This window comes from Micromonospora sp. CNZ297 (assembly GCF_007827625.1).
The window spans coordinates 79,438-103,102 of the sequence record NZ_VISU01000020.1 but is presented as its reverse complement, the minus strand read 5'-3'; the positions used below and the strand labels follow the sequence as shown (position 1 = coordinate 103,102).

The following is a 23,665-nucleotide window of genomic DNA, read 5'->3' as shown; positions in this document are numbered from 1 at the left end:
CCGGCCCTGCCTCGAAGGAGTCCAGTCATGACCACCCGCATGCTGTCCGGGATCGCCCTCGCGGTCACCGGCGTCCTGCTGCTGTGCTCCGGGCTGGCCACCACCTTGATCTTCGGCGGCGGGGCGGGCGCGTGCGGGCCGGCTACCAGCGTCACGCCCACCGCTTCGTCGGCCGCGCGCAGCCCTGCTTTGGGTGGGATCGGTCCGATCGGTGACTGGAACGCCGAGCAGGTTGGCAACGCCGCCACCATCACCACCGTCGGCATGGGCCTCGGCGTCCCGCCCCGCGGCTGGGTCATCGCCGTGGCCACCGCGATGCAGGAGTCCTCCCTGATCAACATCCGTGGTGGGGACCGCGACTCGGTCGGCCTGTTCCAACAGCGCCCCTCCCAGGGCTGGGGTACCCCCGAGCAACTGCACGACCCGCGGTACGCGACGACGAAGTTCTACCAGAAGTTGCAGGCCGTCGACGGCTGGCAGGCGATGCCACTGACCGAGGCCGCCCAACGGGTGCAGCGGTCGGCCTACCCGGACGCCTACGCCAGGTGGGAACCCGACGCCGCCAGGATCGTCGCCGCCCTGACCGGGGCCAGCGCCGGCCCGGCCGCCTGCGGCGTGGCGGTCAGCGCGCAGGGCTGGGCCCAGCCGGTGCAGGGGGATGTCGGCTCCGGTTTCCGCACCTCGGGCCGTCCCGGGCACGACGGCGTCGACCTGATCGTGGGCAAGGGCACCCCGATTCACGCCGCGTCCGCCGGCACCGTCTCCGTCGTGCGGTGCAACGCCGTTGACGTTCGCACTGGCCGGGACTGGGGCTGTGACCGCGACGGCGATCCCGCTCTGACCCGCGGCTGCGGCTGGTACGTCGACATCAACCACCCCGGTGGGGTGATCACCCGCTACTGCCACATGCTCACCCGCCCCTCCGTCGCCGAGGGTCAACGGGTCGCGGCCGGTGACGTTATCGGCGTCGCCGGCAGCTCGGGCCACTCGTCCGGACCGCACCTGCACTTCGAGGTGCACCTCGGTGATCACACCTCCGGCACGGCCGTCGACCCGGTCGCCTTCATGGCGTCCGTCGGCGCGCCCCTGAATCAGTAGTCCCGATCGCGGATGCCGGCGGCGGCTCCGTGATCCACCCCCAGCTCCGGCGGTCGGCCCGCCTGGGGACGACCGCCGCAACCCACCCATCCGCACATCCCTTGAGGAGGACAAGGCCGTGAGCACACCCACGCTCATCGGTGTCGCCGCGTTCCGCGGCAGCTACACCGCCCGTTTGATCCAGTTCGGTGAGAGTCCGGAGGTTCTGGTGCCGCTGCTGCGCCGGATCTGGACCGACACATTCAGCCGTAACGCCAACGCTATGGCCGCCGCGCTGCTGGCCCACGACTGGTGGTCCCTCGCCGTCAACCCCAAGCCCCGGCGCTGGGACCGGCAGCCGCCCGTGCCCGGCCTGGGCTACCCGGTCGTCGCTCAGGACGCCACCGTTCGGCGGGGCGCGCTGCGCGAGGACGTCGGCGGGGCCCTGGAGTGGCTGTATCTGCTGCACCTCGACCAGCGGCGGCTGGTGGTGTACGAGGCGACGATCCACGGCCGCTGGCTGCGGCACAGCGCGCATCACCTCGACCCGGTCGAGGACCTGTTCGTCACCGCGACCGCCGACGACGGGGGCGGTCCGGAGATGACGGTGTGCACCGTCTGCGGCGCGGTCGACGAGATCGACCACGTCGAGGTGCCGTCCATGGCCGGCTACGGCTACGACACCGTCACCAGTTGCGCCCGCTGCGGTTCCTCGGTCGCCAGCGACCCGATGTTCGGCGATCACGTCACCCGCAAGCCCTGGCCACCGCAGAAACCCACGGCGGGCGATACGGCGGGCGAGACCCGATGAGCACCGACCGCCCGCCGTCAGCGGCCACCGACGACGGCGGCCCTTCCACCGGCCCCGTCGACCGATCGGAGACCGCCATGACCAGCTACGAGGCCGGGCAGCGTGTCGCCCTGGTCCACACCGACGACCCGTACACCCTGCTGCGGCCCGGCGACACCGGCACTGTCCGCCGCCACGACCAGCGGCACAACGTCGTGGAGGTCACCTGGGACAGCGGCTCGACGCTGGCGATGTGCCTCGACGCCGGCGACCGCATCGCACCGGTCACCACCACCCCGCCGCCGCCGACCGGTGACCCGGTTGCGGAGGCCACCGGATGGGCCGCCGCGCTGCAACGGATGCGCGCCGCCGGCGCCGAGGCCGGACGCACCGCCGCCGAATGGTGGGCGCAGGACACCATCGGCGCCCGGACCGGCGGTGACAGCCGCCTGGCCGCGCGCCGGATCCTGGTCGGCATCCACGACGGCGATCCTGCCATCCTCGACGCCCTGCCCCGCTTCTCCTCGGTGGGAGAGTCGGTCGACGTCGCCGGGTGGGAGCTGTTCGCCGACGCCACCGGCGACAGCGCGGGCTGGTTCGGGCTGCGCATCCCGCAGCGCGACGAGGCGATGGCCGTCTACCGCGACGCCTACGACACCGCCGTCACCGACCGCGTCGCGGAACTGTGTCATCTCGCGGCCAGCCCCACCGGCACGGATGTGTCCCACCTGCACCCCGACCGGGTCCGGATCGGCGGTGTCGGTGTGTTCGCCGGCGACTGGGCGCGCACCACCGGGCCCGACGGCGACGACCGGGTCGAGGTCGGGTTCGTCGGAACACTGATCGATTACTGGAACGGGTGGGCGGTGTTCTCCTGCACCCGCGACGTGGCGGAGGCGATCGTCGCCGACCAGCAGCGCCACCGCGGCCGGTACCGCGACAGCCTGCGCGAGCAGGGCGTGCCGGCCGACGACCTGGACCGGCAGGTCGACGAAGCGCTGGCCGGTCTGTCCTTCGACGGCGACGTCCTCGTCGCCGACCAGCGTGCCCTGTCCGGCGACCCGGACGCCATCGATCGCATCACCGCGGACGGTGATGGCCGGTACGTGGTGATGGGCCGCAGCTGGTGCTGGGAGGCCGTCGATCCGTACGTCTGCGACCGGATCGTCGGCGACCTGCCCGACACCGACAACGCATAGGCCGGCATACCCACCGATGCCCTACCTCGACGGGTGGGCCGACAGGAAGGAAACAAGTGACCATCCGCGCCCAAGAAGAGATCGTCACCCGGGTCTGGGCGCTGCGCGCCAACCGCGGGGACATCTTCGGCTTCCGAGAGGAAATGCTCGTTGAGGCACTCGACCTGGACCACGCCCGCCAGGTCATCGCCCCTCGACACCCGGGCGAGTGGACCCAGCGGGTCGACCACGAGACCCATGCCCGGGACTACCTGCGATTCGCTATCGGGAAGATCCTCGACCACCGCGGCAACTCGGCGAGCCGGTCGGTGGACAAGCTGAGAGAACTCGCCCGGCTCCTCGGCCGCGACGACGTCGTGGCGGCGATGGAGCACGCCGGCTACCCGATGTACGGGGCGCCCAAGGTCAAGGCGTTCACCGACGGGTTCGGCTGGCCGTTCCACGATGATCTCGACGGCGACGACGGGCTGGCTCTGGCCCGGATGGCCGAGGGACAGCAGTGCGATCCGCAGGGCTGCGAACGGGGCTGCGCCGACTGACCACAACCCCGCCGCCAGCACCACCTCCCGCTGCCACGGTGCACACGTAGTCAGCCGGCGCTCCCGCACCCGCGCACCCATTCGACTTGATCGGTTGGCCTGGCGGAGGTTCCATCGTCGGCGCCGACACCGCCCGCGCGGCCTCGACACCGACCAGCACGTACCAGCGGCGATCTGACGTGTCGCCGTAACCCTTCAGCACCAGGGGTGTGGTCGCCCACCTGCCCGGCCCCGCGCGGGCCGGCGTGGTTGGCCCCGCCCGTCTCCGCTGTGCGGTACCCACCGCCCGCGCACCCGGAGGCGGGTGCGCGGGCCCGACCCCGAATCGAGGCAATCCCATGACGACACCACACCCACCGGCCGGTTCACCGCAGAACGACCCGGCCCCGGCCAGCGGCGCCGGCACTCCCGCCACCGGGGCGGGCTCCGGCCGGTCCGGCTACCTCTACCGCAAGGTCGCCCTGCACCTGGCCGACTACCCCGACCAGATTCTCAAGGTAGGTGAGATCACCCGGGCGATCGGCGCACCGTCGTCCGGGGCGGTGTTCGAGGCGCTGAAGAAGATGGCCGCCGCCGGGCACGCCACCCACCACCGCAACCCACACCGGTTCCAGATCACCCAGGCCGGCATCGACGCCGCCGGCGCCCTCCCGCCCGCCGCGCCCCGCACCCGCTCCAGCGGCAGCAGTGGTGGTGGTGGCCGGCAGTCCCGGCCCGCGCCGGTGCCGCGGCCGAACGGGACGCTTTATCACCCGCGGCGGCTCGGCAAAGGCTGGGACGTCGAGGAACTGCGCCGGCTGCGCACCCAGCAGGTGCCGGTGCTGCTGTACGGGCCGCCCGGCACCGGCAAGACCGCGATGGTCGAGGCGGCGTTCCCCGACCTGCTGACCGTCGCCGGCACCGGCGACACCGTCGTCGACGACTTCCTCGGCTCCTACAACCCGGTCCCCGGCGGCGGCTACGAGTTCGTCCACGGACCCCTCGTCACCGCGATGCGCCAGGGGCGGGTGCTGCTGGTCGACGACGCCACCCTCATCCCGCCCCGCGTCCTGGCAGTCCTGTACCCGGCCATGGACGGCCGCGGCACCGTCACCATCCCCGCGCACGGCAACGAAACCGTGCAGGCCGTCGACGGGTTCTACATCGTCGCCGGCCACAACCCGGGCGTGCACGGCGCGGTCCTCACCGAGGCCCTGGCCTCCCGGTTCACCGTCCACCTGCACGTCACCACCGACTGGGACCTCGCCCGCCAACTCGGCGTCCCCAAGCCGGTCGTGGCCGCCGCGATCGACCTCAACGCCGACCTCGCCGCCGGCACGACCGTATGGGCGCCCCAGCTACGCGAACTGCTCGGCTTCGTCACAGTCCGCGACCAACTGGGTATGAGCGCCGCCCTGGCGAACCTGGCCGGCATCGCCCCGCAGGACGCCCGCGACGACGTCACCGCCGCCCTGTCCCGGCACACCGGCACGCCCATCACCGCGCTCGCCCTCGGCAAGCGCTAACCGCCCCCTTTTCTGGAAGGAGCCCCGTTCGTGTCCCACCCGCACACCCACCTGCGCCCCGGCACACCGCCGCCGCCGGCCGGCGCCGCCGACTGGCGGGCCTGGTCGCAGGCGTGGACCCAGCACGTTCCGCTGCTGACCGGCCGTACCGACCTCACCGTCCTCGTCGCGCCCGGCGCCGCCGGGGACGCACCCGAGTGCTTCTACCCCGCCCTCAACCGGATCGAGGTCGACGCCACCTACATCGCCGACAGCCCCGACGTCACCGACCCGGCCAAGGCCCGGCACAAGCGGCTCGTGCCCACCGGCTACGGGCTGCTCGTGCACGGCGCCGCGCACGCCGTGCACAGCCGCTGGACCACCCCGCCCGGCACCCCGCCGATCCTCGCCACCGTGGCTGACCTACTCGAGGAATCCCGGGCCGAAGGACGCCAACGCGCCCGCCGCCGCGGCGACCGCCGCTGGCTGCGCCACGTCGTGACAACCCTCCTGCGCCCCGACGACGCGGCCATCGACGACGCGTGGCACGCCGGACAACTCGCCGCGCTGCTCCTGGCCCGCGTCGACGCCCGCATCGTCACCAGCAAAGACGTCCGCCCCGTTCGCGCCGCCGTCACAGGCGTCCTCGGACGCAAACGCCTGCGGCAGCTACGCGACATCTGGCGGGAGGCCCACACCTGCGACGACACCGACGCCGACACCATGATCTGCCTGGCCCGCCGGTGGTGTCAGGTCCTCGGCATCGACCCCGACCAGCAGTACGACACCCCCGTACCGGACCCGGGCTTGTTTCCCGGCCGCCTCGCCGCGGCCCTCGTCGACTACCTCGCCGTCGCCGCCGGCGTCACCCCGGCCGAGTACGCGACGGCGCTGCTCGCCCACCGGCACAGCCCACCCACCGAGTGGGACCGAACCGACCCGACCGAGCAGGAACACCGCGCGGCCCGCGACCTCGCCAACCGGCTGCGGCAGGCCCGCACCCGCCACCCCGAACCCGGCCGGCGCCCCTCGCCGATCCCACCCGGTCGGCTGCGGACCCGCCACGCCATCACCGCCGACGCGCAAACCGCCGCCGGGCAGATGCCGACCGCCGCCCCGTGGCAGCAACGCGCCCAGCTGCCTCCGGAGAAGCCCCGCCTGCACCTGGCTGTCCTGGTCGACCTGTCCGGGTCGATGGCCCGCTACACGCAGGCGATGTCGTCGGCCGCGTGGATCTTCGCCAACGCGGCACGCCGCGCGCAGGCGACGACCACCACCATCGGGTTCGGTGACCGCACCACCGTCCTAGTGCCCCCACGCACCTACCCGAGGCAGGTGCTGCACATGCGCACCGAGCTGGCAACCGCCACCTTCCCGGAAGCGGTCAAGGTCGCCGACCAGCTCCTCGACCTGCGCCACGGCCGCGCCCTGCGGATGCTCGCCGTCGTCTCCGACGGCTACCTCGACGACATCCCCGCCGGCCAGCAACTCGTCACCACCCTGCACCGCGCCGGCTGCGCCGTGCTGTGGCTCCACCCCGCCGACCCGCCCACCGACGGCGAACCGGCCGACCCGGACCAGATCTGGGGGCACACCTTCACCCACGCCACCACCCTGACCGTCACCGACCCGACCGAGGCCATCGCGGCGATCGCCGACGCCGCCGTCACCGCCCTCACCCAGGCCTGAACCCCGGCCGGCAGCCGACCAGTCCCACCCCGCGCCGCGGCGCTGCCCGGGCCGCTGCCGGGCAGCGCCGCGCACCGCGCCCCCGCGACATACCGGGCCTGGAACGCGGGGCTGCCACAGGCGGCCCCACTCGCATCTCGCGGAGGGCCCGATGCCGAACGGCATCGCTGCCGCCCCCGGCGACTTGACCATCCCTCGCCATCGAAGCGTGCATGCATCGCGCCCCGACCGATCCAGATCCCGGGGCGCGACTACGACGCTGCCCGACAAGGAGTTCCTCATGCGTTACGGCACCGACGACGAACACCCCTTCGACACCGACAACCGCGCCTGGCGGCGCCTGCACGACGTCACCAGCGAACACTTCTACGCCATCACCTGGAACCGTGACCCGGACGGACGGCCGGTCCTGCTCACCCTGCGCGACATGCGCACCGGCGACACCATCACCCTCGCCGTCCTCGACTCCCTGGAGATCCGCGACCCGCACGCGCTGATCGCCGTCCACACCAGCGGCGACCTCGACGCCCACGGCCCCACCAGCGGCGCCGACGCAGCCCACTCCCACGCCGCCACGCTCGCGCTCGACAGCACCACCCTCGCCGTGACCAGGCCCGTGCCGCTGCACGACCCCGCCGTCACGGATCTACCCGCCACCGGCTGGGTCGACCTCCCGCCCGACCTCGCCCACATTCTCCGGCCAGCGCTCGACGACGCCCGCACCGCCGTTCTCGTGCTGCTCGACCGCACCGACGGCAGGCTCGCCGCCATCGGCCCCTTCCCCACCCACGCCGCCGCCGACACGTGGCAACCCGCCGACCGGCCCGGCCGCACCGCCGACCGGCTCACCGTGCCCCTGCACCCGATCCTCAGCGAGCAGGCCCAGCCGTGACCACCACCCGACCACCCGCGCACCCCACTTCCTCCCCCGTCGTGGCCATCGACGTCGACGGCGTCCTCAACCCCGCCAACCCCGCCCACGCCGAAACACTCGGCTACCGGCCGCACCGCTACAACGGGCCCGCCCCCGACTGCCGGCACGTCACCGGCACCGTCTGGCTGAAACCCGACCACGGGCCCTGGCTGCGAGAACTCGCCGAACACGCCCAACCGGTCTGGTGCACCAGCTGGAACCACCTCGCCGCCGCATGGATCGCACCACGGCTGGGCCTGCCGACCACCTGGCCGCACGTCCCCGTCCACGCCGGCGGGGTCCGCTTCGGCCACCAGACCAAACTCAGCCCCCTGTACGCGTGGATCGCGCGGCGGCCACTCGCCGTCCTCGACGACGAGTTCGGCGGCAAGGACCCCACCACCGCCGGCCAGCGCACCGCCGACGGCGCACCCACCCTGCTTCACCCGGTCGACCCGTACGACGGGCTGCGCCGCGCCGACGTCGACACGGTGCTGACCTGGCTGGCTGAGCTCTGGCCACGCCACACCGGCACCCAAGAACTCCGTTTACCCGGACTCATCGAGCCCGCATCCAACGCCTAGGGATGCGGGCCCGTGCCGCACATGACAAGGACATGACGATGGACAACATGTTCGACGCCGCCGACGAACCGGACGTCGACCGGTCACCCCGACTCAGCGTCGGCGACCCGGAACTGCGCAAGACCCGCCGGCTCGCCCGCGAGTGCGCCACCTGCATCTTCAAGCCCGGCAACCCGATGCACCTCACCCCCGGCCGGCTCCAGCAGATGGTGCGCGAGGCGCGCGGCGACGCGGGATACATCATCTGCCACTCGACGCTGCCCTACGCCGGCAGCCCGGTCCCGCCCGCGCTCTGCCGCGGCTTCGCCGACCGCTACCGCACCTGGCAACTCCAGGTCATGGAACACCTCTGGGGCTTCGTCGACGTCGAGCCACCCCACCCAGGCACGGACCCCACCCCCAGCGCCGAATGCCTAGGAGACACCGACCATGCGTGACATCAACGACGTCCTCCGGCGTCAAGAGCGGATCATCGACACCATCGGCTGGGCCGTCACGTACGTCCTGCCCACCGACGACGGCACCGTCACCACCGCCCCATTCGCCTACACCGTCGGGCTCACCGCCCACGACTACCCCGAACTGATCACCGCCGGACTGCCACCCGAGGTCGCCCACAGTCTGCTCAACGACCTGGCTCGCCGGGTCTACGACACCGCCGAACGGTTCACCCACGGACAACGCCTCAGCGACCTCATCGCCGGCTACGACGCGATCATCATCGACGGGCCGCCGACAGACGAACTGATGCCCGGGTTGGCGATCAGCCGCTACGGCCGCGACCAGGTCCGCCTCCAGCAGATGGTGTGGCCGGACCAGCAGGGCCGATTCCCCTGGGACGACGGGTACCGCTTCGAGCCGCGGACACAGCCGCTGATCGGCCGGCTGTAGCCGGACACCCGACCTCCGTCGTCCGCGATCGGCGCCGCCGTGGTGGTCAGCCAACCGTATGAGTCGCTGCGTCCCAGCGCGTGATCGGCGAGCTCGTCGTGCACCGCTGGGCGGCCTCGTCTGTAGATACCCGTCGTTTCGGGCACCGGCGGCGCTCGGTCTCCGCCTGCGACAGAAACAGCCAGTCCAGGTACGTGGTGAGAACCGCGTAGGCGTAGGAGAGGGTGCCGTAGCCGAACCCTGGGGTGACCTGGACACCCGCTATGCCTAGCGCGCCAGCATCTACCGCGCCTGTCTGGTTCTCATCGCCGCCATCATATGGCTACGGCGATCGACAGAATCTAGCCGGACCATCTGGCGGTAATGGCCTCTTCAACACCGAAGCGCTCGCCGCAGGCCAGGCAGTCCGCTCGGCCAAACACGTAAGTCAGCTTCTCGGCGATGTCAGGATGGTCGTCGGCGATCGCGCGAGCGTGCAGGCGTTTTCCAACACCCGTCAAGTCATCAGGATCAGCGGGCAGCAGTGGCAGCCGCTTGGAGCCGGAGTCGTTCATGTACATGCTGTCCAGCGTGGTAAACGTTCCGTACTGGCCGAACGCGACGAAGATCTCTTCATCGCATTGCAGGCACGCCACCTCGTATTCCTCGTCGTTGAGCCCGTCGAGGTGTCTGCCCCAGACCTCGACACCCTCGAACGCCAGCAGCGCCTGCAACATATAGACGTAGGTGCTGGGGTCGTCATCGGGACCGGCACTTCGGAGCGCTTCCTCGGTCAGCGCTCTCAGTCGAGCGATTTCGTACGGATAAGTAACGTGCGGGTCGAGATCACCGTAGGGCTGATCCACGCTGGACACGATGTCAGCCGCCAGCGCCAGCGGCATCGTCCGCTGCGCGGGCGACCAGCGGCCCGCGATCTCCGTCAGGACTGACAACGCCGGGAAGCTTGCCGGGTACACCGTGCCCTGATGGCACAGCCGGGACCACAGTTCGCCCCAGACCGGGCTGCGCGGGTCCGGTTCAGCCCTCGCCAGCAGACCCGGAACGTCATCTGCCACGCCGTAGGCATGCCTGAGCTGGGACCAGTCCGTCATGCCGGTGATCTAAGCAAGTCCCCACCGCGCCCGCACCACCAGAACCTGCCTGACTCCCCCATGACAAGATCGACAGGATATTGCCTGGGGCTCACTGGCACGCCTTCCACAGGCCCGTCGGCACCCTCCTCATGTAGGGGACAGACATCAAGCGTCTCTACCAAGATCGAGGGCAGTCAGGGTTAAGACGCCCCGGGGACGGTCGGTTGCGGGCCGTCGTGCTGGGCGTTGGCCCGCTGCAGTTTCGCCGGCGGCCAGTACCGGCGCACGGTGCGCTCGGATCTGCCGATCCGCTCGGCGATCTGGGCGGGATGCATCGACGGGTCCCGCTGGTACCAGTACGCGACGGCCGCCGGAGTGGCCGCGGCGACCTGGGCGGCGTTTCCGTGGTCGGAGGGGATCGTTGCTGGGGTCTTCGCGTCGTGGGTTGGCGTCCCGCCGGCGCGATCGCCAGCAGGACGGGACGGCTCGGAATCGCCACGGACGTCGTCGCGGTCGGGCTGAGCCGGGCGGTCTGGTGCCCCATCGCCTTGCGTGCTCGCGGCCTTTCCTCGTGATGGAACCGGGGTAGACACGGCGCCCGGCGACGCAGAGGTGGCCATTGGTTTGGTCTCGGTGACCGTTTCGGCGAGGCGGGGCATTCGCCGCCTGGTGGTCCGGTCGGCGCCGGCCCTCAGGGCGTGGTGTCCTAGCCGCTCCTGAGGGGCCGCTGGTTGCTGCGTGGGCGTGGGCCGGCCGGTGCCGGCGCGGATCCTTCCGGTGATCTCCACGAGGCTGATGCTGGCCACGACGACAAGGCCGTCCACGGAGATCGGCAGCAGGTAGGACGCGCCGGCGTCGATCTCGCCGTAGCGGGCGGCGACACCGACCATGTGCCAGTAGCTGACCCAGCCGGCGATGCCGGCGATCGCGGCGGTGGCCAGCAGCCGCAGGGCGGCCAGGGACCTGCGGTGGCTGGGCACCCTGGAGATCAGTTCCACGGTGAGCAGCAGCGCCAGCGGCGGCCAGGCGGCGATCAGCTGGCTGATGAGGTTCGGTCGGGCGTGCAGCACGTTCGCCGCGATCGACGCGGCGACACCGAGGGTGAGCACGGCACGCACCGCCCACCGCAGCGGCCGTAGACCGACCAGCTGGTCCCGGCTGGCCGCGTTCGGATGGTCACGGTGCGAGGACGGCGAGGTGGAGATGTCGGTCATGCAGTCGCTCCGTCCTCGTCGCGGGAGTGAGGCTGCGCCTGCGGGCGGGGCCGGGGGCGCTGCTGGGCGGCGATGAGCTCGTGGGCCAGGGCGAGGGTGTCTTCGTGGGGTTCGGCGTCGATCTCTGCGAGAGCCCGCGTCAGTGCTCGGCGCAGGGAGCGGATCGCGTCTGTCTGGCCGAGGGCGGCGCGGGCGCGCATGGCGTGCTGGTAGAGCTCCTCGGTGTAGGGACTGTGGCGGATCGCCTCGTCGAGCACAGTCAACTGGTGGGCGGGATGGTCAGCGAGGGCGTCGGCGAGCGCGAGGTAGGTGTCGAGGGCCTGCTGCCGTACGGCCTCGCGGTAGGGCTCGATCCACTCGTAGTCGACGCCGTCGGCGAGGTGCCCTCGGTAGGTGTCGACGGCGCGCCGTAACGCGGCGACCCGCGCTTGCGGGTCGGTGGCGCGTTCGGCGGCGCGGATCGCCGCGCGCATCCGCCACAGGTCGACGTCGACGAGGGCGGGGTTGAGCGTGTAGCGGTTCTGAGGATGGGTGAGGTAGTCGCCAGGGCCTGTCGTGTGCCGCATGACGGCGCGGAGGTTCGACACGTAGGTGTACAGCCGGCCAGGTGCCTTGCTGGTCGGGGCATCGGGCAGCAGGTCATCCAGAATGGCGTCCACGGTCGCTTCCCCGTCATGGACCGCCAGGTACACGAGCACCTCGAGGGCCTTGGCGCGCAGCGGCGGATGGGACGCGGCGTCGGTGATGCTGGGCGGGCCGAGCACCGATACCTGCACGCGGCGGCGCTGCTGCTGCTCGCCGTTCACGTCGGAAGGCACGGTTTCCGGTCCGTCGGCGAGTGGGGTGTCGTGACCACCGGCATCGGCAACGGCGCGCGTAGCGGCGATCGGATGGGGCCGGGTGTCGATGATGCCGGTCGACCCGGCCGATGCGTGGGGATGGGCGGCGACGGGGTTGTGGCCGGTGGCCTCGACGGGGCCGGGTGACGTGCTGGCAGTCGTCGGAGTGAGCGTTTCCGCTGGTCCCGGGGTCTCGGTCAGGGTGCCTCGGCCGGCCTCGGTCGAGTTCGCGGTGGCCGGTTGTCGGTCGTCTGACGGGGGCGCGGCGTCGTTGGGTGTCGGTGGTTGGCCGGTGTGGGACTCGGCGAGGACGCCGAGCAGAGCGAGGGTGTCGGCCGAGGTGAGCACGGCCAGACGCTCCACTGGGGTGGGACGGTCGTTTCGGTCGTCGGCGGCGTCGGCGAGGGCTGTGGTGCCGTCAGCGGCGACGGCGACGGTGTCACCGTCAGGCCATGCGCCGAGCAGCACCCCGTGGATGTCCAGGCGTGTGCCTTGGGTGAGCAGCGCGGCGATGCGGGTGTCCTGCCGGGCTGCGGCGGCGTGGGTCAGCAGCAGCACCGGCGGCAGCGGCTCCCCCGCGGGATCGAGCGTCCGCAGGTCGGCCACCGTGTCAGCGCCGTGAGCGTCGACGAGGCGGCTGCGGTGCAGGATCTGCGCTTCGATGAGGTCGAGGGCCTCCTCGGCGCTGGTGGTGACTGTCAGGCGCGGGGTGTGGGGCAGGGTCGCGGTGTCCGTGTCGAGGAGGGTCGTCACGGTTGTCGCTGGCATCACCACCTGGGTCCGTTCGTGTGGGGCGTCGAGGCCGCCGGCGGCGAGCGCGGCGGTCAGGAAGCCGCGGGCAGCGGCGTCGGCGCCCGGGCCGGTGAGCCCGAGGCCTGCGGACGGCCAGGCCTCGGCCAGCGGGTGCGCCAAGGACGGCACCGCCGGACGCGGCACAGGTACCGGGTCGCCGTCGGTGTGGTCTTCACCGTCGAGGGCGGCCGCGTCCGGCCCGGTGTCCCCGTCAATGGGGTCTGGGGACAAGTGGAGGTCGTGCCGTTGGTGGCGGGTGGTGGCGGATGTGGTGATGCGTGGTGCGGCCCGGCGCAGCCGCCGGCGGAGCTGCGTGACCACGGTCGGCATCGGGGTCGTGTCGGGGCCCTCGACGTGGGTAGCGGTCGAGGGTGGGCGCGGGGTGTAGCGGCGACGCCGGTGTGCCCAGACCAGCGCGGCGGCTGCGGCGATCGCCACAGCCAGGCCGATGTCCACCCAACTGCCGCCCGGCACGTCGATGCCCCGAGACCGGTGAGGTGTGGGCAACGGATCGCGTGCCGGCGGCTGCGAGGCGCTGCGGGATGGTGGAGTCACACCGGCGGTGCCCGGCGCGTTCGCGGTGACGGCGGGGCCTGCCGGGGGTGGTTCGGTCGCGGGTGCTGTCGGGCCTGCCGTGGTGGTGGTCGTGGGTGTCGGCGTTCCGGCCGAGGAGTCAGGCTTCGTGGGTGGCGCCGGGAGGTCCGGGCGGCCGGATTCGGTACGGCGCTGCTGATCGCGGCGCCGCGGTGCCGGGTCGCTCCTCTGTGAGGCGTCGGTCGGCAGGCGGAGAACCCAGCCTGGATAGATGAGGTCGGGGTTGCGCAGGGCGCCGCCGACGTGGGGGAAGCGGGCGCCCCGGTTGAGAGCGAAGATTTCCGGCCACCGGTCGGCGTCGCCGAGGGTGCGGGCAGCGATCTCGCACAGACTGTCGCCGCGGCGCACGATGTAGGTGGACGGCGGCGCAGCCGGCTGATGGCCCGCAGCGGGGCGGTGGGAGGCGGGTGAGGCGATCGCTTGTCCAGGCGCGGCTGGTTCATCGGACGTGGTGGTCGCGGGAGTGGCGTGTGCGACAGCACCGGTAGCAGCGGTGACGGCGGTCGCGCCGAGCAGCGCCGCGGTGAGGCCCTGGACCGGACGGGGAAGGCGTAGAACAGGTGCGCGGCCCAGCCGGCGGGCCAGCGCCGCATACGCATGGGTAAGGACGGCCGTGGCCAGCAGCAGCCAGAGCGTCACGGCCGCGGCTGCGACGAGAACGGCGACGACACCGCTGCTCATCGGATCGGCTATCCACTGCCGCATGGTGGCTGGCGCCGGCAGGTGCGGCGTCCAACCGCTGTGCAGCGCCGCGACGACCGTGATGGCGGCGGTGGACAGGACGCTGGTGGTGACTGCGGCGCTGCGGGCTCCTGGGGATGTCACCTGCCCTCCTCCTGCTCGCCGCACATCCAGCAGGGCTGCTGGCGGGGATGCAGTGACGCTATGGCCCCAGCACGGTGCGACATCCCGGTCGGTCGCTGACTGCACCTCACGACGCCTTACAAGACCTCACAACGGCAGGTCAGCGAGAAACGACGGAATCGGAGTTCACCAGCTGCAGCGCCTGCGCAGCGGCTCGTCGACCTTCTCAGGCGCTGCGGCACCAGCGGGACCGCACGGCCGCGCAAAGGGGGCAGCATCGAACGCGCTCGGTGGCGGGTAGGCGTAGTCGAGGTCCCCATGTCGCCGCGAACTGCGAGGCATCCCACAACGATGCCGCCGCCACCGAGGGCGAGGCTCTGCGCCACAGCGGCGAGGCCTACGACGGTGTAACTGCCGGCCAGGAACCCTATGGAGGGAATCACAACTCGGCTCGCAAGCCCGAGCTTCGGATATGGCACATCCTTCTCATGGCAACACAAAGAAACGCGCCTATCCAGCCAGCGCGCGTCCAGATTTAGATTTTGGGCGCGGGGCCCCTATCGATGCCCCAGTCCCCTAGTCGTCCGGTCGGCGCCCCCCAGTCCCCCAAAAAATACGTCTCGCGGTCGCCCGCATTGTCGGCGAGGAAAGAAGATCAGGAACGGATCGCGAAACCGGTCGTTTGACCGGTCCAATGATCGGGATCAAATGGCGGATTAGAAACCACAGCCAAGCGCCACCTTTGATGTTTTCGTCTCTGCCGATGAGCGGCGGGACGACCTTTGGGCTGATGTGGTCGAGAGCGAAGCATCAGGCACGGCCAAATGCGATTCGCCTTTGCCGTTCGACTCCTAACCGTTGACCCTCGCAAGGCCATCATCGAAGTCGAGTTCCCCGACGCGGCAGGTCTTCGCTGGCGGCGGCGCATGGGCGAGCCGCCAGAGCGGCTGATCGCTTCACCAGTCCGACGTGCCGGGATCGGGCGGTGGATTGCTGGACGGCGAAGAATAAGACCTACGATCAGGAGCTAGAAGCCCTGACCCGCGGCACCCACTACCTGAACCGCAGCAGCTGATCAGGTCTGGGGCAGTTCCGATTTCCGATTTTCCTGATGGAGTATACGGATTTGGTGGTGCCAAATTAGTCTGCGCAATCTTAGCGGCCGCGCGTCTGTGTGAGCGAGTCAGCAATGAGAGAGCCTCGGCTTCCCGGCGTCCAGGTCAACGGCAACGACGTGCTTGCCGTGCGTGCCGCGACGGCCGCTGCCACACCGGGCCTGCACCGGTGGGCGGACCAACCCTCATTGAAGCCGTCACGTATCCATGGGCCCGCCGCCTCCTCCGACAACCCGAGCCGCTCCCGTCCGGCGGAGGAGGCCGCCCTCAACTCCGGCACCATCATACTGAAATTGATCGCAGCCAGCGCACGAATCGGCGCTTGTCGACGTTGTCGCACGTTTGCGGTCGCGGACTACGATTAGCGGCAAGATGCGCTGCGATGCTGACCCTGGAGGTGCCGTGGTTGATCAATTCAGGATGAGTTTCGCCGGAGATCCCGGTCTCGACGGCACCTTGAACGAACTGGCCAGGGACCTCAATGCGGCGGGCTGCCAGGTCGTCAAGGACACCTCCGAGGTTCCGGCGAAAGGCGTCGAGCTCGTCACCGCGATCAGCGTCAGCCTGGCCAGCTTCGCCACGGTCCGTCCCGTCATTCTCCGCATCCTGACGATGTGGGCGCAGCGGCCGCGGGATCGCGCGTTCATTCTCGAGAAGGAGCACAACGGGGTCACGACGACGGTGATGCTGCGGGCCAGTGGACTGGACAGCGCCGACTACCAGGCGACCATGGCCTCCATCGCGGCGTTGCTCGAGGCCAAAGGCACGGACGGCGCCTAGGCGGGTCCAATGCATCGTAGCACCGCCAGAATCCTGCTGGCCGGGCGGAAGCCCGACGTCGCGCGCATTGAGCAGGTGCTGCGTGACCACCTGCCCGAGCGCCGGTCGTCGGACCGACACCGTCTCGTCGACGGCGAGGTCACGGCGCCGCGGCTCGCTCAGGAGCTGTCTTGGCTCATGTCGTCCGGCACCGACGAGAGCCTGCGGCTGTTCTACTACTCCGGCCACGCCACGATCCTGCCGTCGCAGGAGGTGGCGATCGTCTGCGCCGACTCCGTTCCTGAGAACCCGTCGACCTACCTCTCGGCGTCCGTGCTGTTCCAATTCGCGGCCGGTTGCAGCGCGGCCCGGCACGTCTGGGTCCTGGACTGTTGTTTCGCCGAAGGACTGGGCGCCAGCCGGTTGCCCGAGCCGCTGCGCAGCGTTCTGCACCACGCCGTGCTGGCCAGCAGCTCGCAGCGCTACATGACACCGGCCGCCGACGACGGCGCGGTCAGCCCGTTCACCGCCCTCCTCGAGCTGGCCGTCCGAGGGCTCGCCTATCCCACCGCCAACGAGACGGTCGATCTCGGGTCGATCGTCGAGTACCTGCTCCACGAGAGCAGCCGGCTGGGCGAACCGGCCCCGCGGTACTCCTATGCCGGCTCGGGAAACCAGCTCGTCTTCGTCCCGCAGTCGCTGCCGATGTCCGTACTGCGCCACACTCGTTCACGGACGGGCGCGGTACGCACCCTCCCGCTGGTCTCGGTCGGCGAGCCCGGTCCCCTTCGGGCTGGACGCGCGGTGGAACGAACGGATCTCGACGACGAGGTACGCATGGTGGACGGGCGGACCCGGCCGATCCTCGGCGTAAGTAAGTCCATCACCGCATATCGGCCGGATGCCACCACCCCCATCCTCGTCGACAGCCCAGCGTCACCGTCCGCCTGGGACCTCGTCGAACTGGCCGACCACCGGCCCGTCCTGTTCACGGTGTCGAGTCAGGCCGACATCCCCCAGTCGATCAGGGACCTCGTCACCGTGGACGTGCCGCCCCCCGTCGACGAGCGCGATGTGCTCTCACGCCTCCGCCGGCACCGTCTGCCGGACAAGGTCGCCCGGCGGCTGGCCGGAGACCTGGCGGAGCGGGCACAGGGATCGGAGTACGAGCTCAATCGTCTTATCCGCCAGCTACGGGCCTCGAGCATCGGCGACGGCTCGTCGGCGGCCGCCGATGAGCTTCCGGGGGTCGGCCAGACCGTCGCGCAACTGGTTGCCGCGTCGCCGTACGCCCTCGGCGTGCTGCGGATCTGCGCCGACGTGCCCGGGATGCACCTGCCCCTGTCGACGCTGACGAGCTGGCTGCGCTCGCAGCACGCGGGTCCGGGGGCGGGACACGGCGCCGGGCTCCGGTCGCTGCTCGCCGAGACCGGTCTGCTAATCCTGCGCAGCGGCTCGGTGTTGCTGCCGGTCCGGTTCGCCGGTGACGTGCTGGCGCTGCTGCCGGGCCTGGGACATCCGGGATTCGCCGCCTTCGCAGCTTGGGCGCTCGGCCAGCGCGGGACCACCGCCCGGCTGACGCCACAGGCGCGCCACCAGCTGCTTCGGGCCGCGCTGCTGTTCTGCGAGCACCGAGTGGGCGACCCCGCAGCCAAGGAAGACGTCGACATGGTCTTCCAGGCCTGTGGTCTGGACCTGTTCTCCTCGGCGACGCTCGAGGACTGGTTGCCGCTCACGGAGCAGGTGGTGCACTACCTCGGCGGGGACGCCACCGCCGGTGTGCTGAGCGTCTGCGCGCACGGCTACCGGCTCGCGGACGACTACGACCGCGCCCGAAGGCTCTTCCAGCGGGCCCGGACCGGGTCACGCGACCCGCTCGAGCTGCTCGCGGCGCGAGCCGGCATCCTGGCCATGGGCAACTACGTCGACGGCGCCACCCGGACGCGGCTCGACGCGATGTCGGCCGAGGTCGCCGTGGAACTGTCCGACCTGGACAGCGCGAAGACCGCCAAAGGATCGATGCCCCTGGCCCAGCTGCTGTTTCGCCAGGGCAATCTCGAGGTTTACCGCGCCCAGTGGGACGAGGCCCGTACGGCGTTCGAGCGGGCCACGTCGTTCCTCGCCCGTTTGGGAGACATCACTTCGGCCCGCCTCCGCATCGACGTGCTCAAAGGCCTGGGAGACATCGCTGTGGCACGGGGCGAGCTGGACCGCGCCGGGGAGATCGCCACGACCATGTTCCGTGCGCTGGTCAGGGACAACCTCGTCCGGCTCGGGCGTCCCTGCGTGGCGAAGACGCTCCAGTTCGCCGGCGAGATCGCCCGGCAGCGCGCCGTTTCGAGCGGGCTCGGTCCGGTTGCGGTTAGGACGCTGCGGGAGGAGGCCGCCTACTGGTACCGCCGGGCGGCAATCGAGTACCGCGACCAGCGCCTCACGCTCGGCACCCTCATGACCGGTTTCATGCTGTCGGAACTGGACGGCATGAACGGGGACCTTGCCGAATGTTTGGAACGGCACATGGAGGGTGTGGACGCGGCCGACCGGATCGGTTCCTCATTCATGCATTTCAAGTTTCTAGTCGGCACCGTCAAGGCTGGTGCGCTACTCGGTCGGGGCGGCCGCAATACCATTCTGCAGCCGTATGCGGACGAACTGCGAGAAGAGGTCGCGCGGTCACAGGCGGCCCCCGTGCATCTATTCTGGGGGAAGGTAGCACTCTGTCTTCTCGATAAGGCAAAGTCCGACGGTCTGCGCAATCTCGAACCGCATGCCGCCAATCTCCGCCTGCCTCAACAACTCCGTAACGATCTGCGGTCCGGGGTGCCCGGGCCATGGTTGTTCGGGTATTACTGAGGCATGGATCTGGCAGAATATCAGCGGCTGTCGGCAGCGACCGCGGTATATCCCCGTATCGGAAGCAACTACCACTACCCGGTTCTCGGCCTAGCGAGCGAGGCCGGGGAGGTCGCGGACGTCGTCAAGAGAATCGAACGCGACGACGACGGAGCCGTGACCGACCGGACGAGAGACGCAATCGCCGGAGAGCTCGGTGATGTCCTTTGGTACGTCGCGCAGGTCGCCTCCGAATTCGGTCTCGACCTTTCCGAGATTGCCCGCGGAAACCTCGAAAAACTCCAGGGGCGACACGACCGCGGCACCATCCGGGGAACCGGCGCGCGATGAGCCACACCGGATTTGCCAGCCGCTCTTGTGGCTCATCGTTGACTTCCGGATGGAGCTATGGTAGGTAGGAGCCGTGCACCGCTACGAAGGTTTAGTCCTGAATGATCGGGAAATCCGCCGGTTGACGCATTCCCGCACACCGGCTCTGCTGCAGTCATTCCTGGATTTCGAGGCTCAATTACAGCCGGCCGGTTTCGACGTGACCCTCAAGCAGGTCACCCGGCTCTCGGGCCGCAGCCGGTTGGGCCTCGGCGACGACGTCGTGGTCGCGCCGGGGAAGCCGGTGCCAGCGCCCAACGGCGTCTACGAGCTGCCGCCCGGCCGGTACCTGTTCGACCTCAACGAGATCACCGTGTTCCCGCTCGACGTGGCGGGCCTGGTGGTGCCACGGTCCACCCTCACCCGATGCGGCGCGACCCTGTCGAGCGCACTGTGGGACCCGGGGTTCCACGGTCGCGGCCGGGTCGCCGTCTCGGTCGGTGGCGTCGACGTGCTGGAGATCGCCCAGGACGTGGCGTTCGCGCAGCTCGTCTTCTTCAACCTAGAGGCGGCTGAAGAGGGATTCGCCTACAACGTGCCGCTGGCGTCGGTCTAGGTGACAACCCATGGTGGACTGTTGATCACGCAGGGCGACTGTTAAAGTCATTGACGTATGAGGTCGACGTTGCTCCAGCCGCGGCACGGAGTTCCGTTCGTCCTGGGCTTGCTGAATATGACACCAGGCTCCTTCTCCGATGGCGGCTTCTACCTTCGCCACGAAGGCGCCATCGTCCACGCCGAAGCCATCTGGCAGCAGGGCGCGGAAGTCATCGACGTCGGCGGCGAGTCCACCCGGCCCGGCGCCGGACGGACCGACGCGGACACCGAGACGCAGCGCGTCCGGCCGGTGCTCCGGACCCTGACCGAGCTCGGGATACCCACCAGCATCGACACAACGCGAGCCACCGTCGTGGCGGCCGCCCTGGACGTGGGCGCTGCGCTGGTCAGCGACGTTTCGGTTGGGCTCGCGGATAGGAACATGGCGAGCGTGGTCCTCGACTCGGGGTGCCCCTGGGTGCTGACTCATCGGCGCGGGCACTCCCGGTGGATGTCGCAGCTGGCCGAGGACGGCGATGCGGTCATCGAGGTCCGCGCCGAGCTGCGGCCGCGGGTCAACGCGGCCGTCTCTGCGGGCGTGGCTCCCGACAAGCTCATCGTCGACCCGGGCATCGGGTTCGCTAAGACCACCGAACACATCTGGCGTCTGAGTGCGTGCATCGGTGCCGTGCTCGACCTAGGCTTACCGGTCCTTTTCGGATCGAGTCGGAAGTCATACCTGGGGACGCTGCTCGCCGGAGCCGGCGGTATCCCACGACCGGCCGACGAGCGCAACGCCGCGACGTTGGCCACGACGGTGTTGGCGGTCCTGCAGGGCGTGTGGGGGAGGTACGGGCCCATAACGTGCTCGCCGACCGTCGACGCGCTCGCAGTGCTTCGAGCCCACGGAGGCGCATCGATGATGAACCCGCACGACTCGGCACCTGGCCGGACCGGGATGAGGCAGCGCGTCGTCCGCCCGGAGCGTCAGGAGTTCTTGATCGCACGGCTGGACCGGTCACTCGAGAGCAAGGATGCTTACACTCGGGTGAACTGTGGCGGCTTCGGCCGCGTGCGCCGGTTCAACACGTTCGCGATCCATCTGCGGGCGCGCGAGTCACGGCTGCCGGTCCGCGCCCACTTCCGGGGCCTGCCCCGCGTGCTGCCCTACCACACGCAGGTGTTCCAGCTCGCCGGATGCAACTGGAACTGCTGGTACTGCTTTGTAGACGACGAGCTGCTCGTCGGGGACGCGTCGCGGGGGGCGTTCCTCACCGCGACGCAGATCATCGACCTGTACATGGCCGAGCCGGATCCGCCACCCGTGCTCGACCTGTCCGGGGGCCAGCCCGACCTGGTCCCAGAGTGGTGCCTGTGGATCATGCGAGAGCTCGAGCGCCGCGGGCTGCGTGGATCCGTGTTTGTCTGGGTCGACGACAACCTGAGCGGTCGGTTCATGCGGCAATACCTGTCGAGGCCCGACATCGCCTACATGGCCTCGTTCCCGAACCACTCGCGGGTGGGCTGCTTCAAGGGCTTCAACGAGTCGTCGTTCGTCTTCAACACCAAGGCCGCACCGGGCGGCTTTAGCCGGCAGTTCGACGTGTTCAAGGACCTAATCACGGATGGATTCGACATGTACGCGTACGCGACGTTCACCTCGCCCGACATGACCGGTGTCGACCGGGCGATGGGCGAATTCGTCGACCGGTTGCAGGAGGTCCATCCCAACCTGCCGCTGCGGACCATACCGCTGGAGGTCCGGCGGTACTCGGCGGTCGGCGGCCGGGGCGTCGGGCCCATTGAGCCGCTCCTGGCGCGGCAGGACATCGCCGCCCAGGCCTGGGAACGGGAGCTGACCAGCCGCTACACCAGTGCCGAGCTGGCCACTCCGTACGAAGATGTCGATCTCACCTGACGCCACCGTGCCCGGCATCGGAGCTTCAGAGCCGAACGCGCCTTCGGTCGACTGGGATGGCATCACGCTGATGCTCTACGGCAGCATCGACGCCCCGCAGGGTCCCCGTTCGGCCCTTTCGGTGCTGTTGCTGCAGTGCATCGGGGCCGACTATCGGACCGTTGACGTCGGGGCGGATGCAGCGGCCCGGTCGGTAGCGGTACAGCGGTCCGGCGTGACGACCTTTCCGCAGCTCTACATCGACGGCGAGTACATCGGCGGCGGTGAGGTGATTGGAGAGCTCATGCGAAGCGGCTTCCTGGCCCGGCGGGCCGAAGCGGTCGATCTTCCGGCAGTCGATGTTCCGGCGGCGGATGTCCCGGCGGTGGATGTTGCCTGACGGTGAACCGCCGCGTCTACGTCCGCTCCTCGCCCGCCACGGACTTCCGCGCCGCCGCCCGGCCGTCACCTGGAACGCGCATCGCAGCGCCGTCACCGCACTCGAGCATCACGCAACGGGCGGCGTGTTCCTCTCCGGAAGCTTCGACGGCGAGATTCGGTTGTGGGAGCCTCCGGATCGGGTCCTTTCCAGCGTCCACGCGCACACCGGCGCGGTGATGTCGCTGGCCGCGGTCTCCGGCGTGCTCGCCTCGGGCGGCTTCGATGGCAACATACGGCTGTGGGACATCGCTGACGTGCGGCGTCCGACCCTGCGCCGCGAGCTTCTGGGCCACACCGGCTGGGTCGTCGGCCTCAGGTTCGACGAGGCCGGCAGGGTCCTGGCCAGCGCGTCGCACGATGGCACCGTCCGGCTGTGGCGGGTCGCGACCGGCGAGCTGACGCAAACCCTGGCCGGTGACGGCTCGCCGCTAACCACGATGTGCATGGACCGCCGCACGGGCACCCTTTACGCGGGCTCCGCCCGCGGCCTGATCCACGTGCTCGACCTGCGTTCCCCGGCCCGGCTGTCGGCGCTCGTGCGGTTGGCCGAGCCCCTCTCGGCGCTCGCCGCGCTCCCGGACGAGGGAGCGATCCTGGCGGCCACGACGCATCACAGGCTCTTCAAGATCAGTGATCGAGGACAGGTGGTCACGGCGTCTACGAGCCGTCCGCCGAGCTGGCCAACTGCGATCTCGATCGATGCCGGACGGCAACGGGTCGTGGTGAGCGCCGTCGATCGGACGCTGCGGTTGTGGCGGCTCGACACCCTGGTCCCGTGCGGATTCCTGGTCGGCGAGGGCGCCTCGCTGGGCGCCGTCGCGACGACCGCGGACGGGGTCGTCTACTCGGGCGACGACGGCGGGGGCATAGGTCGGCTCGAGGTCGGCAAGGACGAGGTCGCGGCCGACGGCCATGAGGGCTCCATCTGGTCGGTCGCGATCGACTCCGCCGCCCGCGTGGTGCTCACGGCGTCGTCGGACGGCACGGTGGGGGTGTGGGACGTCGACGGCGGCCGTCTCCTGCGGACGTTGGTCGGTCATCGGGGTTGGGTGAATGCGGTGGCGTTGTCCGGTGATGGTCGTGTGGCCGTGTCGGGTTCGTCGGACGGCACGGTGCGGGTGTGGGACGTCGACGGCGGCCGTCTCCTGCGGACGTTGGTCGGTCATCGGGGTTGGGTGAATGCGGTGGCGTTGTCCGGTGATGGTCGTGTGG

Annotated in this window: 19 protein-coding genes and 1 pseudogene; 17 read left to right on the top strand and 3 right to left on the bottom strand. The window is 70.3% G+C overall.

Features of this window, described 5'->3' with window-relative positions; genetic code table 11:
• Nucleotides 1-27 precede the first annotated feature (27 nt).
• From FB454_RS27500 to FB454_RS27455, 10 genes are all read left to right on the top strand, one after another.
• Nucleotides 28-1,098, top strand: coding sequence for a M23 family metallopeptidase (locus FB454_RS27500; RefSeq protein WP_013284985.1), 1,071 nt, complete (start codon nucleotides 28-30; stop codon nucleotides 1,096-1,098).
• 118 nt (nucleotides 1,099-1,216) lie between these two features.
• Nucleotides 1,217-1,888: a hypothetical protein gene (locus FB454_RS27495; protein ID WP_013284984.1), complete on the top strand. Its 672-nt coding sequence runs from the start codon at nucleotides 1,217-1,219 to the stop codon at nucleotides 1,886-1,888.
• On the top strand, nucleotides 1,885-3,066 hold the full coding sequence (locus FB454_RS27490; protein ID WP_013284983.1) for a DUF4314 domain-containing protein: 1,182 nt from the start codon (nucleotides 1,885-1,887) through the stop codon (nucleotides 3,064-3,066). The genes FB454_RS27495 and FB454_RS27490 overlap by 4 nt, the downstream gene beginning before the upstream one ends.
• Nucleotides 3,067-3,122: 56 nt before the next feature.
• Nucleotides 3,123-3,605, top strand: a complete 483-nt coding sequence (locus tag FB454_RS27485; protein ID WP_114919798.1) for a hypothetical protein — start codon at nucleotides 3,123-3,125, stop codon at nucleotides 3,603-3,605.
• Between the two features lie 338 nt (nucleotides 3,606-3,943).
• Nucleotides 3,944-5,110, top strand: a complete 1,167-nt coding sequence (locus FB454_RS27480) for an AAA family ATPase (protein WP_114919797.1) — start codon at nucleotides 3,944-3,946, stop codon at nucleotides 5,108-5,110.
• 30 nt (nucleotides 5,111-5,140) lie between these two features.
• Nucleotides 5,141-6,778, top strand: a complete 1,638-nt coding sequence (locus FB454_RS27475) for a VWA domain-containing protein (RefSeq protein ID WP_013284980.1) — start codon at nucleotides 5,141-5,143, stop codon at nucleotides 6,776-6,778.
• A gap of 280 nt (nucleotides 6,779-7,058) precedes the next feature.
• Nucleotides 7,059-7,670: a hypothetical protein gene (locus FB454_RS27470; protein ID WP_013284979.1), complete on the top strand. Its 612-nt coding sequence runs from the start codon at nucleotides 7,059-7,061 to the stop codon at nucleotides 7,668-7,670.
• Nucleotides 7,667-8,275: an HAD domain-containing protein gene (locus tag FB454_RS27465; RefSeq protein ID WP_013284978.1), complete on the top strand. Its 609-nt coding sequence runs from the start codon at nucleotides 7,667-7,669 to the stop codon at nucleotides 8,273-8,275. The genes FB454_RS27470 and FB454_RS27465 overlap by 4 nt, the downstream gene beginning before the upstream one ends.
• Before the next feature lie 38 nt (nucleotides 8,276-8,313).
• Nucleotides 8,314-8,712, top strand: coding sequence for a hypothetical protein (locus FB454_RS27460; RefSeq protein WP_013284977.1), 399 nt, complete (start codon nucleotides 8,314-8,316; stop codon nucleotides 8,710-8,712).
• The gene (locus tag FB454_RS27455) at nucleotides 8,705-9,166 is read left to right on the top strand and encodes a DUF4262 domain-containing protein (RefSeq protein WP_013284976.1); all 462 of its coding nucleotides are present in this window, start codon (nucleotides 8,705-8,707) and stop codon (nucleotides 9,164-9,166) included. Before FB454_RS27460 ends, FB454_RS27455 begins: the two co-directional genes overlap by 8 nt.
• A gap of 341 nt (nucleotides 9,167-9,507) precedes the next feature.
• Here FB454_RS27455 and FB454_RS27450 read toward each other — a convergent pair whose 3' ends face one another.
• The 3 genes from FB454_RS27450 to FB454_RS27440 all read right to left on the bottom strand — a co-directional run bounded on the left by FB454_RS27450 (nucleotide 9,508) and on the right by FB454_RS27440 (nucleotide 14,503).
• Complete coding sequence (locus FB454_RS27450; RefSeq protein WP_013284975.1) at nucleotides 9,508-10,257, bottom strand: hypothetical protein; 750 nt, start codon at nucleotides 10,255-10,257, stop codon at nucleotides 9,508-9,510.
• Between the two features lie 182 nt (nucleotides 10,258-10,439).
• Nucleotides 10,440-11,453, bottom strand: a complete 1,014-nt coding sequence (locus FB454_RS27445; protein WP_013284974.1) for a DUF2637 domain-containing protein — start codon at nucleotides 11,451-11,453, stop codon at nucleotides 10,440-10,442.
• Nucleotides 11,450-14,503 carry a BTAD domain-containing putative transcriptional regulator gene (locus tag FB454_RS27440; protein ID WP_013284973.1) on the bottom strand — a complete coding sequence of 1,018 codons (3,054 nt, stop codon included), beginning with the start codon at nucleotides 14,501-14,503 and terminating at the stop codon, nucleotides 11,450-11,452. Before FB454_RS27440 ends, FB454_RS27445 begins: the two co-directional genes overlap by 4 nt.
• Before the next feature lie 1,496 nt (nucleotides 14,504-15,999).
• On the opposite strand from FB454_RS27440, the gene FB454_RS27435 reads away from it, so the two are divergent.
• The 7 genes and pseudogenes from FB454_RS27435 to FB454_RS27405 all read left to right on the top strand — a co-directional run.
• Nucleotides 16,000-16,377: a hypothetical protein gene (locus FB454_RS27435; protein ID WP_013284972.1), complete on the top strand. Its 378-nt coding sequence runs from the start codon at nucleotides 16,000-16,002 to the stop codon at nucleotides 16,375-16,377.
• A gap of 9 nt (nucleotides 16,378-16,386) precedes the next feature.
• On the top strand, nucleotides 16,387-19,209 hold the full coding sequence (locus FB454_RS27430; protein WP_145823787.1) for a caspase family protein: 2,823 nt from the start codon (nucleotides 16,387-16,389) through the stop codon (nucleotides 19,207-19,209).
• A gap of 3 nt (nucleotides 19,210-19,212) precedes the next feature.
• On the top strand, nucleotides 19,213-19,539 hold the full coding sequence (locus tag FB454_RS27425; protein ID WP_013284970.1) for a nucleoside triphosphate pyrophosphohydrolase family protein: 327 nt from the start codon (nucleotides 19,213-19,215) through the stop codon (nucleotides 19,537-19,539).
• Nucleotides 19,540-19,612: 73 nt separating this feature from the next.
• Nucleotides 19,613-20,134: a dCTP deaminase domain-containing protein gene (locus FB454_RS27420; protein WP_013284969.1), complete on the top strand. Its 522-nt coding sequence runs from the start codon at nucleotides 19,613-19,615 to the stop codon at nucleotides 20,132-20,134.
• Between the two features lie 57 nt (nucleotides 20,135-20,191).
• Nucleotides 20,192-21,025, top strand: a pseudogene (gene folP, locus FB454_RS35540) (dihydropteroate synthase); the annotation flags it as partial.
• A 991-nt stretch (nucleotides 21,026-22,016) separates the two neighbouring features.
• The gene (locus FB454_RS27410; RefSeq protein ID WP_013284967.1) at nucleotides 22,017-22,412 is read left to right on the top strand and encodes a glutaredoxin family protein; all 396 of its coding nucleotides are present in this window, start codon (nucleotides 22,017-22,019) and stop codon (nucleotides 22,410-22,412) included.
• The coding region (locus FB454_RS27405) for a WD40 repeat domain-containing protein (protein WP_186461665.1) at nucleotides 22,402-23,665 on the top strand (1,264 nt) is incomplete at its 3' end. The genes FB454_RS27410 and FB454_RS27405, both read left to right, overlap by 11 nt.

Coding starts and splice junctions, on each gene's coding strand:
- FB454_RS27500 (WP_013284985.1), top strand. CDS start 28: ATGACCACCCGCATGCTGTCCGGGATCGCCCTCGCGGTCACCGGCGTC.
- FB454_RS27490 (WP_013284983.1), top strand. CDS start 1,885: ATGAGCACCGACCGCCCGCCGTCAGCGGCCACCGACGACGGCGGCCCT.
- FB454_RS27480 (WP_114919797.1), top strand. CDS start 3,944: ATGACGACACCACACCCACCGGCCGGTTCACCGCAGAACGACCCGGCC.
- FB454_RS27470 (WP_013284979.1), top strand. CDS start 7,059: ATGCGTTACGGCACCGACGACGAACACCCCTTCGACACCGACAACCGC.
- FB454_RS27460 (WP_013284977.1), top strand. CDS start 8,314: ATGGACAACATGTTCGACGCCGCCGACGAACCGGACGTCGACCGGTCA.
- FB454_RS27455 (WP_013284976.1), top strand. CDS start 8,705: ATGCGTGACATCAACGACGTCCTCCGGCGTCAAGAGCGGATCATCGAC.
- FB454_RS27450 (WP_013284975.1), bottom strand. CDS start 10,257: ATGACGGACTGGTCCCAGCTCAGGCATGCCTACGGCGTGGCAGATGAC.
- FB454_RS27445 (WP_013284974.1), bottom strand. CDS start 11,453: ATGACCGACATCTCCACCTCGCCGTCCTCGCACCGTGACCATCCGAAC.
- FB454_RS27430 (WP_145823787.1), top strand. CDS start 16,387: ATGCATCGTAGCACCGCCAGAATCCTGCTGGCCGGGCGGAAGCCCGAC.
- FB454_RS27425 (WP_013284970.1), top strand. CDS start 19,213: ATGGATCTGGCAGAATATCAGCGGCTGTCGGCAGCGACCGCGGTATAT.
- FB454_RS27410 (WP_013284967.1), top strand. CDS start 22,017: ATGTCGATCTCACCTGACGCCACCGTGCCCGGCATCGGAGCTTCAGAG.